The organism is Methylobacterium sp. Leaf456 (assembly GCF_001425465.1).
Classification (GTDB): Bacteria; Pseudomonadota; Alphaproteobacteria; order Rhizobiales; family Beijerinckiaceae; genus Methylobacterium.
In genome coordinates this window covers 132,868-147,568 of the sequence record NZ_LMQV01000023.1, presented here as the reverse complement: position 1 = coordinate 147,568, position 14,701 = coordinate 132,868, and the positions used below count along the sequence as shown (strand labels likewise).

Annotated in this window: 16 protein-coding genes; 6 read left to right on the top strand and 10 right to left on the bottom strand. The window is 70.2% G+C overall.

Going from position 1 to position 14,701, the window contains the following annotated elements:
- Positions 1–53 precede the first annotated feature (53 nt).
- The 4 genes from ASG52_RS14245 to murB all read right to left on the bottom strand — a co-directional run bounded on the left by ASG52_RS14245 (position 54) and on the right by murB (position 3,803).
- The gene (locus ASG52_RS14245) at positions 54–992 is read right to left on the bottom strand and encodes a cell division protein FtsQ/DivIB (protein WP_056244218.1); all 939 of its coding nucleotides are present in this window, start codon (positions 990–992) and stop codon (positions 54–56) included.
- The gene (locus ASG52_RS14240) at positions 959–1,882 is read right to left on the bottom strand and encodes a D-alanine--D-alanine ligase (protein WP_056244217.1); all 924 of its coding nucleotides are present in this window, start codon (positions 1,880–1,882) and stop codon (positions 959–961) included. Before ASG52_RS14240 ends, ASG52_RS14245 begins: the two co-directional genes overlap by 34 nt.
- A gap of 61 nt (positions 1,883–1,943) precedes the next feature.
- Positions 1,944–2,828 carry an SMI1/KNR4 family protein gene (locus ASG52_RS14235; protein WP_056244213.1) on the bottom strand — a complete coding sequence of 295 codons (885 nt, stop codon included), beginning with the start codon at positions 2,826–2,828 and terminating at the stop codon, positions 1,944–1,946.
- Positions 2,829–2,876: 48 nt separating this feature from the next.
- Complete coding sequence (gene murB / locus ASG52_RS14230; RefSeq protein ID WP_056244210.1) at positions 2,877–3,803, bottom strand: UDP-N-acetylmuramate dehydrogenase; 927 nt, start codon at positions 3,801–3,803, stop codon at positions 2,877–2,879.
- 44 nt (positions 3,804–3,847) lie between these two features.
- Here murB and ASG52_RS14225 point away from each other — a divergent pair, with 44 nt between their 5' ends.
- A complete protein-coding gene (locus ASG52_RS14225) occupies positions 3,848–4,105 on the top strand; it encodes a type II toxin-antitoxin system RelE family toxin (RefSeq protein WP_286159050.1) in 258 nt (85 codons plus the stop codon).
- 10 nt (positions 4,106–4,115) lie between these two features.
- Complete coding sequence (locus ASG52_RS14220) at positions 4,116–4,505, top strand: helix-turn-helix domain-containing protein (RefSeq protein ID WP_056244208.1); 390 nt, start codon at positions 4,116–4,118, stop codon at positions 4,503–4,505.
- A 16-nt stretch (positions 4,506–4,521) separates the two neighbouring features.
- Here ASG52_RS14220 and murC read toward each other — a convergent pair whose 3' ends face one another.
- The 3 genes from murC to ASG52_RS14205 are packed head-to-tail and all read right to left on the bottom strand — an operon-like array spanning position 4,522 to position 8,251.
- A complete protein-coding gene (murC, locus tag ASG52_RS14215; RefSeq protein ID WP_056244205.1) occupies positions 4,522–5,928 on the bottom strand; it encodes a UDP-N-acetylmuramate--L-alanine ligase in 1,407 nt (468 codons plus the stop codon).
- Positions 5,929–5,978: 50 nt separating this feature from the next.
- Entirely contained in the window at positions 5,979–7,088 is a 1,110-nt protein-coding gene (gene murG / locus ASG52_RS14210) for an undecaprenyldiphospho-muramoylpentapeptide beta-N-acetylglucosaminyltransferase (RefSeq protein ID WP_056244201.1), read from the bottom strand.
- Positions 7,085–8,251 (bottom strand): FtsW/RodA/SpoVE family cell cycle protein, encoded by a 1,167-nt coding sequence (locus ASG52_RS14205; protein WP_056244199.1) that lies wholly within the window; start codon positions 8,249–8,251, stop codon positions 7,085–7,087. Before ASG52_RS14205 ends, murG begins: the two co-directional genes overlap by 4 nt.
- Positions 8,252–8,684: 433 nt before the next feature.
- On the opposite strand from ASG52_RS14205, the gene guaB reads away from it, so the two are divergent.
- Positions 8,685–10,175, top strand: coding sequence for an IMP dehydrogenase (guaB, locus tag ASG52_RS14200; protein ID WP_056244196.1), 1,491 nt, complete (start codon positions 8,685–8,687; stop codon positions 10,173–10,175).
- A gap of 6 nt (positions 10,176–10,181) precedes the next feature.
- On the opposite strand, the gene ASG52_RS28380 is transcribed toward guaB, so the two are convergent.
- From ASG52_RS28380 to ASG52_RS27920, 3 genes are all read right to left on the bottom strand, one after another.
- Positions 10,182–10,304: a hypothetical protein gene (locus tag ASG52_RS28380; RefSeq protein ID WP_286159049.1), complete on the bottom strand. Its 123-nt coding sequence runs from the start codon at positions 10,302–10,304 to the stop codon at positions 10,182–10,184.
- 333 nt (positions 10,305–10,637) lie between these two features.
- On the bottom strand, positions 10,638–11,216 hold the full coding sequence (locus ASG52_RS27925) for a hypothetical protein (RefSeq protein WP_200945611.1): 579 nt from the start codon (positions 11,214–11,216) through the stop codon (positions 10,638–10,640).
- Between the two features lie 204 nt (positions 11,217–11,420).
- Positions 11,421–11,597, bottom strand: coding sequence for a hypothetical protein (locus ASG52_RS27920; RefSeq protein ID WP_200945610.1), 177 nt, complete (start codon positions 11,595–11,597; stop codon positions 11,421–11,423).
- 168 nt (positions 11,598–11,765) lie between these two features.
- Here ASG52_RS27920 and ASG52_RS14190 point away from each other — a divergent pair, with 168 nt between their 5' ends.
- The 3 genes from ASG52_RS14190 to ASG52_RS14180 all read left to right on the top strand — a co-directional run bounded on the left by ASG52_RS14190 (position 11,766) and on the right by ASG52_RS14180 (position 14,594).
- Positions 11,766–13,037: a glycosyltransferase gene (locus ASG52_RS14190; protein ID WP_056244193.1), complete on the top strand. Its 1,272-nt coding sequence runs from the start codon at positions 11,766–11,768 to the stop codon at positions 13,035–13,037.
- Positions 13,038–13,324: 287 nt separating this feature from the next.
- A complete protein-coding gene (locus ASG52_RS14185) occupies positions 13,325–13,678 on the top strand; it encodes a phasin (protein ID WP_056244191.1) in 354 nt (117 codons plus the stop codon).
- 223 nt (positions 13,679–13,901) lie between these two features.
- Positions 13,902–14,594, top strand: a complete 693-nt coding sequence (locus ASG52_RS14180; RefSeq protein WP_056244188.1) for a phasin family protein — start codon at positions 13,902–13,904, stop codon at positions 14,592–14,594.
- Positions 14,595–14,701 lie beyond the last annotated feature (107 nt).

Below are 14,701 nucleotides of genomic sequence, written 5' to 3'. Positions count from 1 at the left end.
CTCGGCGAGAACACGGCGGGAAACGGAGCGGAGGGCAGTGCGGGGGGACGCGCTCATGTCGGCGTCGCCTTCTTCGGCTTCTTGCGGCTCTCGGCGCGGGCAGCGGCCGCCTCCTCGGTGAGGCGCACCACGATGCGGTCGGCCATGCGCAGATCGACGGCGATGATGTCCCGCTCGAGGATGCGGTTCTCGCGCTCGATCCGCACGAGCCGGGTCAGCGCCTCGGCCGCCCCCGTCTCGGGCAGGCGGATGTCGACGCCGTCGAGCTTGAGCGTCCAGCGCCGGCCCGACACGAAGGTGCCGGCCTTGATGCGGGTCCCCAGCGTTCCGGCGGCCTCGATCAGCGCGAGGTATTCGGGCAGACGGGCGTTGGCCCCCTCGCCCACCACCAGCGGCAGGTTGACGTAGCGCTCGTCGCGCATCTCGTCGATCACGGTGCCGTCGGCGGCGATCACCTGGATCTCGCCGTTGCGCTGCCACAGGGCGGCGGGCTCGCGCTCGACCTGATTGATCACGATCTCGTTGGGATAGAGCTTGCGCACCGACACGCTGGCGATCAGCGGCTCGGCGAGCAGACGCTCGCGCGCCTTGTCGAGGTCGAGGAACGGCACGGAGGAGCGCCAGTCGATCCCGGCGGCGGAGAGAACCTCGCGCTCGTACATCCGCGAGATGCCGGTGATCGTCACGCGCTCGACGCCGAAGCCCGCGATACGCGCGGCGATGTCGAGGGGCCGCCCGTTCTCGACGACGAAGGCGTCGTAGCGCCCGCTCGCCACGAAGCCGGCGAGCGCCAGGATTCCGGAGAGGCCGGAGACCAGCGCGATGCCGGCGAGCCGCGGCACGCGCTGCTCGATCGGCGCGGCCGCGCGCAGGCGCCGGGCGGAGAACCGCCGCAGGAACCGGGGCAGTCGCATCCGGAACCCCGCGGGGGCTCCGCCGCTTCCGACGCCGGAAGCGTTCAGCGACTGAGAGAAGCGTCCTCCACCATCCATCGGACGAGTTCACCGAAACTCAGGCCTGCGTGGGCCGCGATCTCCGGCACAAGGCTCGTCTGGGTCATGCCGGGCTGCGTGTTGACCTCCAGCACGACGAGGGCGCCGGTTCCTCCCGGCGTGTCGTCGTAACGTAGGTCGGCACGGCTGACGCCACGGCATCCCAGTGCTTGATGCGCCGTTAACGCCAACTCTTGGACACGCTGGTAAACATTTAGTTTAAGATCGGCGGGAAGGACGTGGATCGACCCCCCTCCGGCGTACTTCGCGTCGAAGTCGTACCACTCCCCCGAGACCGGCTTGATCTCGGTGACGCCCAGCGCCCGGTCGCCGATCACGGCGCAGGTCAGCTCGCGGCCGGCAACGTAAGTCTCTGCAAGGACTTCCTCGCCGTAGGTCCATTCGTCGGAGGCGAGGATCTGGGGCGGATGCGAGCGCCCGTCGCGCACGATGATGACCCCCATGGAGGAGCCCTCGGCGATCGGCTTCACGACGTACGGGGGAGTTAACGGGTGTGACTTCGCCGCATCATGACGGTTAACGACGCGGCCCTCCGGCACCGAGACTCCGGCCGCCCGCATGACCGTTTTGGCACGCTCCTTGTGCATGGCGAGCGCCGAGGCCAGCACGCCGGAATGGGTGTAGGGAATCTTCAGGATTTCGAGCAGGCCCTGGATCGTCCCGTCTTCGCCCGCCGGCCCGTGCAGCGCGTTGAGCGTCACGTCGGGCGCGAGCGCGGTCAGCACGGTGGCGATGTCGGGTCCGACATCGACCGGCGTGACCCGGAACCCCTCCTCCTCCAGCGCGCGGGCGCAGGCATTGCCGGAGCGGAGCGAGATTTCCCGCTCGGAGGACCAGCCGCCCATCAGGACGGCGACGTGCTTGGACATCGGCTTGACCCTTTCAGGCCTGTTTCGGCGCACGCGGCGCCCGGTGATGGGTGAAGGACATTCAGGTGTCTTCCCCGAGGACGCGCGGGCCGCGCATGGCGAGGCCATCCTCGACGGTGACACCGTGCCGCCGGAGCCCGGCGAAGAACGTCGAAAAATCCGGGCGTCGGAAGCGGGTGGCGCCGGATTGCTCGAACGACGTGGCGTCGAACAGCATCACCGACGGCTCTGCGGTCTCGCCGTAGTCCAGGCAGAGCCAGAGGTCGGAGCCGTGGCTGCTGATCGGGATGAGGCGGTCGATCCCCGGCAGGACGGCGCACCAGGATTCGTCCTCGTCGCCGAAATCGATCCCGTCCCCGATCGCGCCGAGGGTTTCCAGCCACTCCAGGGCGGTCAGGCCGAGGCCGGGCAGCACCGTTCGCCAGGCTTCGTCGGCCTCGCGCAAAGCCGCCTCGCCCTCGAACCGCAGGGGGGCGTCCCGGACGTCGGTGGCGAGGAAGAAGTCCGTCGGGCCGCCGTTCCGGAGCCGATAGAGTTCCCGGAGCGTCGCGGGCAGGCTCACCCCGAGGCGGGTTTCCGCCGCGCGGATCGCCGCTTCCGCCTCGTCCGCCCAACCGGTGACCGGCGCGCGCCCTTCGAAGAACGTCGCGACGGTCGGGGGCTCGGGATCGATGAGGCGCAGCGGCTCCGGCGATGGGGCACGGTCCCGAAGGGCGACGAAGCGCGCAGTGAGGCGCTCTTCCGCCGCCCCGCGGCGAAGCCGCAGGGCATCGTAGGCCTCCGAGGAGACGTGGGCACCGGGCTGGGCGGCGTCCCATTCGCGGTCGAAACGGCCCCGCAGGCGGAGGATGTCGCCGCCCGTCCGCGCCGCATCGGCGCCCGCGACGACGTCGTCGATGAGCCGGCCGAGATGCGCGGCGACGGCTGAGGGGTCGGTCAAGGCCATGGGCGCTCCTTCCTCCGATCTCGCCTTCGATTTCGATACGGCGATGCGTCAGGCCGGCGACGCCTCGACGCCGATCCGCTTGATCTCCCAATGCAGCGCGACGCCGGACGATTCGCGCACCCGGCGGCGGACTTCCTCGCCGAGGCCCTCGATGTCGGCCGCCGTGGCGCCGCCGCGGTTGATCAGGAAGTTGCAGTGCATCTCCGAGACCTGGGCCCCCCCCAGGGTCAGCCCGCGGCAACCGGCGGCGTCGATGAGCTGCCAGGCCTTGCCACCCTCCGGATTCTTGAAGGTCGATCCGCCGGTGCGCTCGCGGATCGGCTGGGCGGCCTCGCGGGCGGCGGTGACCCGCTCCATCTCGGCCTCGATCTCTTCGCGGTCACCGGGACGGCCCTGGAACGTCGCGCTGGTAAAAATCACGTCGTCGGGGGCCGAGGAATGGCGGTAGCGGAATCCCATCTCGGCATGGGTGAAGGCTCGGGCTTCCCCCTTGCGGTCGATGCCGCGGGCCTGCGTCAGTACGTCGGTGGTCTCGCCGCCATGCGCCCCGGCGTTCATGCGCAGTGCCCCCCCGACCGAGCCGGGGATGCCGCGGAAGAAGGCGAGCCCGTCGAGGGACGCCTCCGCCGCCGCCTTGGCCAGCCGCATGTCGGGCACCGCGGTGCCGGCCCGTAGGGTCTCGCCGTCGATCGCGACCGAGCCGAACGCCTTGCCGCCGAGCCGGATCGTCACGCCGGGAATGCCGCCGTCGCGCACGATCAGGTTCGAGCCGAGCCCGATCACAGTGACCGGAACCGCCGGATCGAGGGCGGCGAGGAAGACGGACAGGTCCTCCTCGTCGGCCGGGCTGAACAAAACCTGCGCCGGCCCGCCGACGCGGAACCACGTGAGGTCGGCGAGCGACTGATTCTCGAGGAGCCGGCCGCGAAGGTTCGGCGCGGCGGCGCGGATGGCGTCGGTGAGGTTCAAAGTCATGCTAGCCTGTCGCCTGAAGCGGGCGGAATCGACGGGAGGCGGGTTTGGGCAGGAGCGTCGTCTTCACCCGCGCCGCCGCGCGGTCTTTCAGCCGGATGCCGCGCAATACCGAGGAATTGATCCGCGGCAAGCTCCGTCAGCTCGCCGAAGACCCCGCCGCACTCGCCAACAACGTCAAAGCCCTCAAGGGTGGGGAAGAACGCTACCGCTTGCGGATCGGCGATTGGCGGGCGGTCTTCACCCTTGAAGCGGATCGGATCATTGTCCACGACATCGGCCCGCGGGGCTCGATCTATGGATAGGAGCGGCCCGATGACCATCGTGCGCACCCGGACCCCGTCGGGCGAGGCGATCGTGATCCTGCCCGAGGCCGAGTTCGAGCGGCTGCGGGACCTCGCCGAGGACACGCTCGATGCCCGCGCCGTCGATGCGTCCGAAGCGCGCCTGCAAGCCGGCGCAGAGGAGTTAATGGATGAGGCCGACCTCGATGCCCTGCGCGCCGCGCCGAGCTCGCTGACTTTCTGGCGCGAGCGTCGCGGCATGGCGGCGAGCGCACTGGCGCAGGCCGCGGCCATCGAGCCGGAGCGTCTGGCGGCCATCGAGCGGGGCGAGCGCATGCCTGACGCCGCGCTCAACGTGCAGCTTGCAAAAATCCTCGGCGTGGATGCCGAGGATTTGGCGCCGGAGCCGGCCGGGGCGTGAGACCGGCTCACGCGCCTCACCCCTTCAACGCCGCCAGCTCCCCCGGCAGTGCATAGGCCCACTGCGTGATCGTGCCGGCGCCCAGGCACACCACGTAATCGCCCGCCTGCGCCCGTCCGGCGACCAACCCGGCCAGTTCCTCCGGCGCGTTCAGCGCCAGCGCGTCGCGGTGGCCGCGCGATTTCAGGCCGGCGACCAGCGAATCGCGGTCGAAGCCCTCGATCGGCGCCTCGCCCGCCGCGTAGACGGGGGCGACGATGACCGTGTCGGCGTCGTTGAAGCAGGTGCAGAAATCCTCGAACAGGGATTGCAGCCGGGTGTAGCGGTGCGGCTGCACCACGGCGACGACGTTGCCGTCGGTCGAGGCGCGAGCGGCCCGCAGGACGGCCGCGATCTCCACCGGATGGTGGCCGTAATCGTCGAAGATTGTCGCGCCGTTCCACTCACCCGTGCGGGTGAAGCGGCGCTTGACGCCGCCGAAGCCGGACAGCGCCTTGCGGATCGCGTCCTCGGAGACGCCGAGTTCGTGGGCGACGGCGAGCGCCGCGGTGGCGTTGAGCGCGTTGTGCTTGCCCGGCATCGGCAGGACGAGGTCCTGCATCTCCAGGCGGAAGCCGGGGCGGCGGTCGCGGATCATCACCCGGAAGCGGCTCTGGCCGCCCTTCAGGTCGATGTCGAGGAGGCGCACGTCGGCCTGCGGGTTCTCACCGTAAGTGATGATGCGCCGGTCCTCGATATGGCCGACGAGATCCTGCACGATCGGGTGGTCGATGCACATCACCGCGAAGCCGTAGAACGGGATGTTGTCGATGAAGCGCCGGAAGGCGTCCTTGATCGCGTCGAACGAGCCGAAATGGTCGAGATGCTCGGGGTCGATGTTGGTGACGATGGCGACGTCCGCCGGCAGCTTGAGGAAGGTGCCGTCGGATTCATCGGCCTCCACCACCATCCAGTCGCCCGCGCCCATGCGGGCGTTGGTGCCGTAGGCGTTGATGATGCCGCCGTTGATCACCGTCGGGTCGAGGTTGCCGGCGTCGAGCAGGGTGGCGACGAGCGAGGTCGTGGTGGTCTTGCCGTGGGTGCCGGCCACCGCGACGCAGGACTTGAAGCGCATCAGTTCGGCGAGCATCTCGGCGCGGCGCACGACGGGCAGGCGGCGCTCGCGCGCCTCGACCAGTTCCGGGTTGTCGCGGCGGATCGCGGTGGAGACCACGACGAGGGCGGCATTCTCGACGTTCTCGGCCTTGTGCCCGACGAAGGTGCGGATGCCCTTCTCGGCCAGCCGCCGGACGTTGGCGTTGTCGTTCGCGTCCGAGCCCTGCACGGTGTAGCCGAGATTGGCCATCACCTCGGCGATGCCGGACATGCCGATGCCGCCGATGCCGATGAAGTGGATGGGGCCGAGCTTTTCGGGCAGCTTCATGTGACGGAGCCTTCGAGAGCCTTGAGGCGCAGCGGCGCCTTCCGGCTGGATCAGGTTGCTGCGGCCGTTTCCACCACCACGGCGGCGAGGCGGTCGGCGGCGTCGAGGATGCGGGCGGTTTTGGCCGCCGCCGCCGCCTCGGTCAATTTTCGCGGCGCGCCGAACAGATCGACGAGTTCCGCGGCGAGGCGGTCGGGGGTGAAGGCGCTCTGCTGGATCGAGAGCGCCGCGCCGATCCCGGCGAGCGTCGCGGCGTTGGCGGCCTGATCCTGATCGAGCGCCCCGGGCAGCGGCACGAGGATCGCCGGGCGGCCGATCGCGGCGAGTTCGGAAACGGTCGAGGCGCCGGAACGGGCAACGACGAGATGGGCGGCGGCCATGCGGCCGGGCAGATCCTTGAAGAACGGCGCCGCCTCGATCCCGCCGAGCCCCATCGCCAGATAGCGGTTCTGCACCGCGGTGAGGTCCTCGGGCCGGGCCTGCTGCACGAGGTGGAGCCGGGCGCGCAGGTCGCCCGGCAGCTTTTCGAGGGCCGCGGGCACGACCTCGCTCATCACGCGGGCGCCCTGGCTGCCGCCGAACACGAGGAGGCGCAGGGGCGCATCGTTATCCAGCGACGGGTAAGGCGTGTCGGCGACGGAAAGCACCGCCGGGCGGATCGGGTTGCCGGTGTGGACGCGGCGCGCGGTGGCCTTCTCCGGCACGCCGCGCACGTCCGCGAAGCCGGTGGCGATGACGCGGGCGCCCTTAGCGAGAAAGCCGTTGGCCCGGCCCATCACGGCGTTCTGCTCGTGCAGGATGGTCGGCACCTTGAGGAGCTGCGCGGCCAGCATCGGCGGCACGGTCGGGTAGCCGCCGAAGCCCACGACGGCGGCCGGGTTGAGCTGGCGCACGGCGCGGGCCGCCTGCCCGAAGCCACGCCCCAACGTCGCAAACGCGCCGGCGCGCCGCAGCACCGAGCGGCCCGAGGGCGTGGCCGAGGCGATGGTGACGATCTGCTCGGCCGGGAAGTCGCCCGCGATCGAATCGACCCGCGCGTCGGTGGCGAGCGCGACGCGGATGCCGCGCGCCTTCAACGCGTAGGCGAGGCTCTGCGCGGGAAACAGATGGCCGCCGGTGCCGCCGGCGCAGACCAGAACGAGTGGCGTGAAAACGGTCACTGCATGATCCCCGGAACCGCCGACGGCAATGTGCCGGGCGGGCGCTGGCTCATCATCGTGGTGCGCGGGCGCTTGCGGGTGAGCGCCACGAGGAAGCCCATGCCGAGCGACAGCGAGATCAGCGACGAGCCGCCGTAGGAGACGAACGGCAGGGTCATGCCCTTGGCCGGCATGAGCTGCGTGTTCACCGCCATGTTGATGCAGGCCTGGAGGCCGAACAGGGTGGTCAGACCGGTGATGGCGAGCCTCGAAAAGGTGTCGTCGGTGCGACGCGCGAGCTTGAGCCCGCGCATGACGATGTAGGCGAAGAGCGCCACGAGGCCCAGGCACACCAGCACGCCGAATTCCTCGCCGGTGACGGAGAAGATGAAGTCGGTGTGTGCGTCGGGCAGGTGGCGCTTGGCCACGCCCTCGCCCGGCCCGGTGCCGAACCAGCCGCCGGAATTGAACGATTCCCGCGACCAGAACTCCTGGAAGCTGTCGCCCGAATCGCGGTCCATGAAGCGGTTGATGCGCTCGCGCACGTGGTGGAGGAAGGTGTAGGCGGCAAACACGCCGGTGAGCCCGAGCGCGCCGAGGCCCGCGACCCAGAACCAGTGCAGGCCGGCGACGAAGAACAGCGCGCACCACACCATGGTGATCAGCATGGTCTGGCCGAAATCGGGCTGGAGAATCAGCGGCACGATGGTGACGGGCAGGAGCAGGATGGCGAGCAGCCCGCCCGGCATGTCGCGCCGCTGCGCCCCTTCCGAGAACGCCCAGGCGGCCACCACGACGAAGGCGGGCTTCACGAACTCGGAGGGCTGCAGGCCGAAAGAGCCGAACTGGATCCAGCGATGCGCGCCCTTGATCTCCGGGCCGAACTTGCCCGCCGCGATGCAGAGCGCGACGCCGACGAGCCACGTCACCAGCGCGAAGCGCCGGATGTGGCGCACCGACAGGAACGAGACCGCGATGATGAGGAGGATCGTCGGCGCGAGATAGAGCGCCTGACGGTTGAGGAAGTAGAAGGTCGGCAGGCCGATGCGCTCGGCCACCGGCGGGCCGCCGCCCATCAGGAAGACGAGGCCTGCCACCATCAGGCAACCGAGACCCGCGAGCAGGCCGCGATCCACCGTCCACCACCAATCGGCCAGGGGGCTGCGTTCGGCGCGCGACATCATGGCGGGGCTCGACTCCGAGGGCGCTTCATCCCGCGACGAGACACGGGCGGCCCGCCCTGATCGTGGTCTGTAAGGGTTAACGGTCTGTTGCCTGCGGCGCAGAGATTGGGCTGGCTGCAAATCCCCCTGCCGTCATTCCGGGCGCGAAGCGAACCCGGGATCCACGACCGGCCGCGACGGTTCGACTGCAACCGGGCACCGTGCATCACGGCCGCCATCCCGGGTTCCGCTGCGCGGCCCCGGAACGACGGCCGTTGAGGGTGAAGGTCGACCGCTGGCGTCGAAGGTCAGCTAAAAACAATCACCCAGCCATGCAGATCCGCGCGCATCCGCCGCTTTGCGCAGGCGCGGTCGCGTGATACTGGCCCCTGCCAACCCGATCCCGCTGGCCGAACGCTTCGGCCGGCGCCGTTCTCGTCACCGGAGTTGGTTCATGGCCCGTATCAGCGCAGATTCGATCATCGAGGGCCTCACCTTCGACGACGTGCTGCTGCGCCCCGCCGCCTCGTCGGTGATGCCGACCGAGGTGAACGTCGCCACGCGGCTGACCCGCACCATCCAGCTCAACCTGCCGATCATCGCCTCCGCCATGGACACGGTGACGGAGGCGCCCATGGCGATCGCCATGGCGCAGAACGGCGGTCTCGGCGTCATCCACCGCAACCTCGAGCCGGCCGAGCAGGCCGAGCAGGTCCGCCTCGTCAAGAAGTACGAGTCGGGCATGGTGCTCAATCCGATCACCATTCACCCCGACGAGACGCTGGCCGACGCGTTCGACGTAATGAAGAAGAACCGGATTTCCGGCATCCCGGTGGTCGAGCGCGGCCCCAACGGCTCGCGCGGCAAGCTCGTCGGCATCCTGACGAACCGCGACGTGCGCTTCGCCACCAAGACCGGCCAGCCGGTGGCCGAGCTGATGACCCGTGATCGGCTCATCACGGTCCGCGAGGGCGTGACCCAGGACGAGGCCAAGCGCCTGCTGCACCAGTTCCGCATCGAGAAGCTGCTCGTGGTCGACGACCACTATCGCTGCATCGGCCTCATCACCGTCAAGGACATCGAGAAGCAGGTCACCTACCCCAACGCCGTCAAGGACGAGCAGGGGCGCCTGCGCGTCGCCGCCGCCACCACCACGGGCGATGCCGGCTTCGAGCGGGCCGAGCGCCTGATCGATGCGGGCTGCGACGTGGTCGTGGTCGACACCGCCCACGGCCATTCCCGCAAGGTGCTCGACAGCGTCGCGCGGGTGAAGCAGCTCTCCAACGCCGTTCAGATCATCGCGGGCAACGTCGCGACCGCCGAGGGCGCCCGCGCGCTGATCGATGCGGGCGCCGACGCGATCAAGGTCGGCATCGGGCCGGGCTCGATCTGCACCACCCGCATCGTCGCGGGCGTCGGCGTGCCCCAGCTCACCGCGCTGATGGAGGCGGTCGAGGCCGCTCAGGGCGCGGACGTGCCGGTGATCGCCGACGGCGGCATCAAGTTCTCGGGCGACCTCGCCAAGGCGATCGCGGCCGGCGCGTCGGTCGCGATGCTCGGCTCGTTGCTCGCGGGCACCGACGAGGCACCGGGCGAGGTCTTTTTGTATCAAGGTCGCTCGTACAAGAGCTACCGCGGCATGGGCTCGGTGGGCGCCATGGCCCGCGGCTCCGCCGACCGCTACTTCCAGGCCGAGGTCAGCGACACCCACAAGCTCGTGCCGGAGGGCATCGAGGGGCAGGTGCCGTACAAGGGCCCGGTGGCCGCCGTGCTGCACCAGCTCGCGGGGGGGCTCCGCGCCGCCATGGGCTATGTCGGCGCCGCGACCGTGCCGGAGTTCCAGGAGCGGGCGCAGTTCGTCCGCATCACCAATGCGGGCCTGCGCGAGAGCCACGTCCACGACGTGACCATCACCCGCGAGAGCCCGAACTACCCGAGCCGGTGAACGTCGCTACAGCCAGATCAGGCTGACGACGAGGATCGTGCATTCGAAGGCAAGCAGCGTCCCGAGGATGTAGGGCACCCAGTGCTCGCGCTCCTCGAACGGGTCCGCCGGGTCGTCTTCGATCATCATCGCCCGTCTCCCCTCCGTGCATGAGGGGTAGACGGGGCGAATCCGGGCGACGTTGACGTAGATTAGGCCACCTGCCGGAAACACTTTTTTACGAAATGAAAGACTCCGCGAGCCGGCGAGGCCGCGGAGCTGAAGTCTCGGGAGAAACCGGCCCCGGCGGCGCAGCCCATGGTGCGGCGCCGAAGTCGAACCGGGTGAGCCACCCGGCACGGCCCAACGTCATCCGAAGGGCTGCACGCGATCATTCACATGGATTGAGCGTCGCCAACGTTTCTCGGCGATCGACGGCACGGTCTTCTGCGAAGATTGGCGGATATTGCAGGCCAAGCCGCGTCACAGCCCCGGCAGGCGACCGAGATCGAGCCGGCCCGTATCCACGCTGCCGAGGCGGGCGAAGCGGCGCTCGATCGAGTCGGCGTAGCCCGCGAGCGTCCGGTGCCAGCCGTGGGCCTGCGCCTCCAGACCGGAGAAACCGCCGTAGGCGTCGGGGCCCGCGGCCACGCGGGACGCCGCCCGCGCCGGCCGGTCGAGGCGGGCGACCCGCGCGGTGCGGCGCGGCTCGGCGCGCGGCGTGGCGGCGGCCTCCTGGCGTGGAAGCCGCGGCGCGGTGCTGCGACGCTCCCCATCGGCGCGGGCGACGCGCACCGGCGTAGCGGCCTCCGCGGGCTTCGGCGCCGCGGCCGTGCGGGTCTTGGCGTCGGCCGCGTCGAACATCGCCCGGCAACCAGGGCTGAGTCGCTCGCGCTCGCGCCCGAGGCAGGCGGCGGTGCGGCCGGGATCGGGGATCGACGAGGCGCAGAGCCGGAACGCATCCGGCCCGCAGGCGGCGCGCTGCGCCTCCGTCCCCTGCGCGAGTGCGGGCGAGGCTGCCAGCAGCGGCAGGAGCAGGGCGAGCTTCGGGATGGTGGTCAAGAGCGTGCCTCCGTTCACAGATATGGACGGGGCCCTCGCGTCGCCGACGGCCCCGGACGGTTCGGGTCACCGCCCGGCCTCGCGGCGGCGGTGTGAGCCGACAGGAGACCACAGCCTCGCGGTCCAACGCAAATCACAGGCGGCGTGAACGGGTTAGCTGAGCCGTAAGCCCCGTCGCAGCCTGCGCCGCGACGGGGCCGGCCCCTACTTCGTGATCTTCACCGAGACCGGGTCGCTCGACGGAAAGGTCTCCTCCAGGGCCTCGTCGAGGCGCTCGTTGGCCTTGTCCTGCCGGTTCTCGGGGTTGGCCTTGTCGCCCTTGCCGTCCTGGCGGAAGCCCGCGGCCTTGGGGTCGTCCTTCTGCGGGGTCTGGTCGGTCATCCGGTCTCTCGCATGTGCTGCGCCGCGCGTCCGGCGGCGGGGATGCGGGGTCAACGCGGCGGGGCGGCGGGGTGTTTCGTCATCGCCGACGCATCGGATGCGATCTGTTTACCGAACGACAGGGGGTTTGCCGCCATCCTCGCGGCCCCGGCCGGTTGGGAAGCGCCCATGCACGTCGTGATCCTGGCCGAGTTCGCCGCCGCCAGCGGGGGCGCCGAGAAGGTGGCGGTGGAATCCGCCCGCGGCCTCGCCGAGGCCGGCGCGCGCGTCAGCTTCATCCAGGCGGTGGACGGGCCGGTCGATCCGCTGCTCGACCATCCGGGCGTGCAGCGCATCGCTTTGGGCCTGCCCGACGTGTGGTCCCTGCCCGCGTGGCGCGGCGCGGTGAGCGGCATCTGGAACGGCGAGGCCGCGCGGCGGCTGACAGTCGCCCTCGCCGCGCTGCCCGAGCCGGTCGATTGCCTGCACCTGCACCAGTGGAGCCGCGCCTTCTCGCCGGCCGTGCTGCCGGTACTGCTGGCGCAGTCCGCGCCGCTGGTCCTGACGCTGCACGACTACTTTATGGCCTGCCCCAACGGCGTCTATTACCGTTTCGACCGGGACGAGCCCTGCGCCTTGCGGCCGATGTCGGCCGCTTGCCTCGCCGCCCCGTGCGATCCGAAGAGCCGGCTGCACAAGGCGGTGCGGGTCGGGCGCGCCGGGGCGCTGCGGATCGCGGCCGGCGCCGAGCCCCTCGACGTGATCCATGTCTGCGACGCGAGCCGCGGCCGGATGGCGGAGATGCTGGCGGGCCGGCCCTTGCGCCATTACCGCATCGACAACCCCGTGCGGGTGGCCCACGACACCCCGGCCGAGCCCGAGCGGGGCGACGCGGTCGCCTATGTCGGGCGGCTGACGGCCGAGAAGGGCGCCGACCTCGTGGCCGAGGCCGCCCGCCGCGCTGGGCTGCCGGCCCTGTTCATCGGCGCCGGCCCGCTGGAGGATTTTTTACGCGCACAAGGTGCGGAAATCATCGGCTGGCGCAGCCCGGCTGAGGTGGCGGCGATCCTGCGGGTGCGGGCGCGGGCGGTCTGCGCGCCCTCGCGCTGGTACGAGACCGGACCGCTGACGATCTACGAGGCCTTGGCGCAGGGCATTCCGGCCATCGCCTCGAACCGCTCGGGCGCAGCGGAAAAGGTGCGGCACGGCGAGACCGGGCTCGTGGTCGAGCCGGAGGCCGGGGCGCTGGCCGAGGTTTTTCGGGTTCTGAAGGACGACGCCGTGGTCGCGCGGTTCGGCCGGGCCGCGCATGCCGCCTATTGGCAGGCGCCACCGACGCTCGGCGCCCATGCGCGGGCGCTGCTCGAACTCTACCGGCGACTGGTGGATGAAACCTCCGAGCGGCGAAGCGGCCGGAATGGAAATCTCAACGAAGGCACGGCTGTCGCTGCGATGCAGTGACGGATCGATTTTCGCGGCCGCGAAACGGTTGGCCGAGATGGATTTCGTCATTATAGTGCCGCTCGCACGGCCCTACGTGGACGGTGCGCGGACGCGCGCTCTTAAGTTTCCGTTATTGGAATCAGTAGCATAGCCGCTTCATGCCGGCCGGCTTTATCGGCCTGGTTACTCGCTTGACTTTCATGTTGCATCGCAACATAAAAGGCGCGGGCCGGTCATCCGACACGGAAGGCGCCCCGCTCAAGGCGGCGCCCCGATCTCCCGGTCCGACCAGGCAGGAGAGCGACATGAACACCCCGAATTTCGAGATCCCCACCGAGTTCCGCAACTTCGCCGACAAGAGCGTCGATCAGGCCCGCAACGCCTTCGGCACCCTCCTCAACGGCGCCGTGAAGACCTCGGAGCAGCTCCGCACCTCGTCCGACACGGTCCAGTCGACCCTGCACGCCGCCGTGCTGAAGGGCCTCGACCACGCCAAGACCAACGCCGACACCACCTTCGACTACGCCCAGCGCGTCGTTCGTGCGAAGGACGTGCGCGAGGCCTTCGAGATCCAGTCGGAGTTCGTGAAGACCCAGTTCGCCGCGATCCAGGCCCAGTTCAAGGAGTACGGTGCCCTCGCTCAGAGCGCCGCCCGCTAAAGGGTTCACGCCTCCCGGCCCCGCCGGGATGCGATCGGCGTGAGCCGACGGGCCCGTCCTGAAGGCGTCATGCCTTGACGCACCGCTCTCCCACGGCGCCCCGGACCCGCTCCGGGGTGGCCGGTGGGAGCGAATGTTTGACCGAGGAGTGAAGTCCATGTCGTCGAGCCGCCGCAGAGGACGTTCGTCGGGATCGCCCGCCACGGGTCGCCCGGCCGCCGCCTTGGACGATGCGCCGGAGGCTGTCGCGGCCGAGGCGACCCAGGATTCGGTGCCCGTCGAGGCCGACGAGACCGAGACCGCCGCGATCCCCGAGATTTCCGCCGAAACCTCGCCCGAAACGGTGCAGGCCGCCGTCGCCGAGAGCGTGACCGAGGCCGCGGAGCAGACGGTTGAGACGGTCGAGGCGGTTCAGGACGAGACCGCCGCGACCGTCGCCGAGGCGACCGAGCAGACGGCCAACGCGGTCGAGCAGGCAGCGGAAACGGTCGAGGCCGCGCAGGCCCAGACCGTTGAGCCGGCGACCGAGACGGTCGATCAGGTCGCCGAGAGCGCGATGACGCTGGCCGCCGTGCCGCTCGCTGCCGTCGAGGCCGCCACCGAGGCGAGCCGCGCCCCGCTCACGGCTGCCGAGTCGTCGGCGAAGTCGCTGACCGAGGCGGTGGGCGCGCGCTTCACCTTCATCCCGACCTTCGAGCCGTTGAACGAGATCAACGCGACCCTGATGGCTTTCGCTCGCGGCGAGGGCGAGGCGGCGGTGGCGCATCTCCAGGCGTTGACGAAGGCGAAATCCCCGGCCGAGGCGATCCGCCTTCAGGTGAGCGAGTTCCAGCGCGCCGCCGACGCCTCGCTGACCTGCTTCAGCCACATCCTGCGCAGCGCCAACCGCTTCAGTGGCCCCACCCGCTGGAACTGATCTTTTTCGATTGGACCAAGCAAAAACCCCGCACCGTCCGGTGCGGGGTTTTTGCGTTTCAGGATGGTCGCTTCGCGTGTTGTCCCGTCATTGCGAGGCGGAAACCG